1 rRNA gene is annotated in these 2,526 nt (G+C 55.6%); it reads right to left on the bottom strand.

Annotated features, from left to right (window positions below):
* Positions 1–43: 43 nt before the first annotated feature.
* A 23S ribosomal RNA gene (locus BM372_RS20300) occupies positions 44–2,526 on the bottom strand; the annotation flags it as partial.

The following is a 2,526-nucleotide window of genomic DNA, read 5'->3' as shown; positions in this document are numbered from 1 at the left end:
GGGTGCGAACGGCTTTTGAAGGGTCCGTTCGCGGGGTGGGTGTGTGGTGTAAGTTATCGGCCTATTAGTACCGGTCAGCTTCACGAGTCGTTAGTCCTCGCTTCCACATCCGGCCTATCAACCCAGTGGTCTGGCTGGGGGCCTCTCACACACAAGGTGTATGGAAATCTCATCTCGAAGCGAGCTTCCCGCTTAGATGCTTTCAGCGGTTATCCCATCCGAACGTAGCTAATCAGCGGTGCACTTGGCAGTACAACTGACACACCAGAGGTTCGTCCGTCCCGGTCCTCTCGTACTAAGGACAGCCCTTCTCAAATTTCCTGCGCGCGCAGCGGATAGGGACCGAACTGTCTCACGACGTTCTAAACCCAGCTCGCGTACCGCTTTAATGGGCGAACAGCCCAACCCTTGGGACCTACTCCAGCCCCAGGATGCGACGAGCCGACATCGAGGTGCCAAACCATGCCGTCGATATGGACTCTTGGGCAAGATCAGCCTGTTATCCCCGAGGTACCTTTTATCCGTTGAGCGACGGCCATTCCACAATGTACCGCCGGATCACTAGTCCCGACTTTCGTCCCTGCTCGAGATGTCTCTCTCACAGTCAAGCTCCCTTGTGCACTTACACTCGACACCTGATTGCCAACCAGGCTGAGGGAACCTTTGGGCGCCTCCGTTACTTTTTAGGAGGCAACCGCCCCAGTTAAACTACCCATCAGGCACTGTCCCTGACCCGGATTACGGGCCGAAGTTAGATGTCCAAAGTGACCAGAGTGGTATTTCAACGATGACTCCACCATGACTGGCGTCACGGCTTCAACGTCTCCCACCTATCCTACACAAGCCACTCCGAACACCAATACCAAACTATAGTAAAGGTCTCGGGGTCTTTCCGTCCTGCTGCGCGTAACGAGCATCTTTACTCGTACTGCAATTTCGCCGAGTTTATGGTTGAGACAGCGGGGAAGTCGTTACTCCATTCGTGCAGGTCGGAACTTACCCGACAAGGAATTTCGCTACCTTAGGATGGTTATAGTTACCACCGCCGTTTACTGGGGCTTAAATTCTCAGCTTCGCCTTGCGGCTAACCGGTCCTCTTAACCTTCCAGCACCGGGCAGGAGTCAGTCCGTATACATCGTCTTGCGACTTCGCACGGACCTGTGTTTTTAGTAAACAGTCGCTTCCCCCTGGTCTCTGCGGCCCCGATCCCCTCCCACCAGCAAGTGGTGTTCAAGGTTGGGGCCCCCCTTCTCCCGAAGTTACGGGGGCATTTTGCCGAGTTCCTTAACCATAATTCTCTCGATCGCCTTAGTATTCTCTACCTGATCACCTGTGTCGGTTTGGGGTACGGGCGGCTAAAACCTCGCGTCGATGCTTTTCTCGGCAGCATAGGATCACCGAATCCCCCCATACGGGGGTCCCGTCAGATCTCAGGCACATGAACGGCGGATTTGCCTACCGTTCGCCCTACATCCTTAGACCGGGACAACCATCGCCCGGCTCGGCTACCTTCCTGCGTCACACCTGTTAATACGCTTGCCTCCCAGGATCAGGTCCCGCGCTCCACCAAAACCCTTCCGTCCAAAGGACGGTCGGGCAGGTCTCGGGCGGTTAGTATCCCCTGTTCAGCATGGGCGGTTTTTCGCCGGTACGGGAATATCAACCCGTTGTCCATCGACTACGCCTGTCGGCCTCGCCTTAGGTCCCGACTTACCCAGGGCAGATTAGCTTGACCCTGGAACCCTTGATCATCCGGCGGACGGGTTTCTCACCCGTCTTTCGCTACTCATGCCTGCATTCTCACTCGTGTAGGCTCCACCGCTGGTTTCCACCGCGACTTCACCGCCCACACGACGCTCCCCTACCCATCCAGACGCCTGAACCACAAGGGCTTGGCTAATATCTGAATGCCACAACTTCGGCGGTGTACTTGAGCCCCGCTACATTGTCGGCGCGGAATCACTTGACCAGTGAGCTATTACGCACTCTTTTAAGGATGGCTGCTTCTAAGCCAACCTCCTGGTTGTCTTCGCAACTCCACATCCTTTCCCACTTAGCACACGCTTAGGGGCCTTAGTTGGTGGTCTGGGCTGTTTCCCTCTCGACTATGAAGCTTATCCCCCACAGTCTCACTGCTGCGCTCTCACTTACCGGCATTCGGAGTTTGGCTGACGTCAGTAACCTTGTAGGGCCCATTAGCCATCCAGTAGCTCTACCTCCGGTAAGAAACACGCAACGCTGCACCTAAATGCATTTCGGGGAGAACCAGCTATCACGAAGTTTGATTGGCCTTTCACCCCTACCCACAGCTCATCCCCTCCATTTTCAACTGAAGTGGGTTCGGTCCTCCACGACGTCTTACCGTCGCTTCAACCTGGCCATGGGTAGATCACTTCGCTTCGGGTCTAGATCACGCCACTGCAACGCCCTGTTCAGACTCGCTTTCGCTACGGCTTCCCCACACGGGTTAACCTCGCGACGTAACACTAACTCGCAGGCTCATTCTTCAAAAGGCACGCCGTCAC

Source organism: Arthrobacter sp. ov118 (assembly GCF_900116495.1).
Taxonomy (GTDB): domain Bacteria; phylum Actinomycetota; class Actinomycetes; order Actinomycetales; family Micrococcaceae; genus Arthrobacter.
The sequence above is the reverse complement of the archived record's forward strand: the minus strand, read 5'-3'. Positions and strand labels throughout refer to the sequence as shown.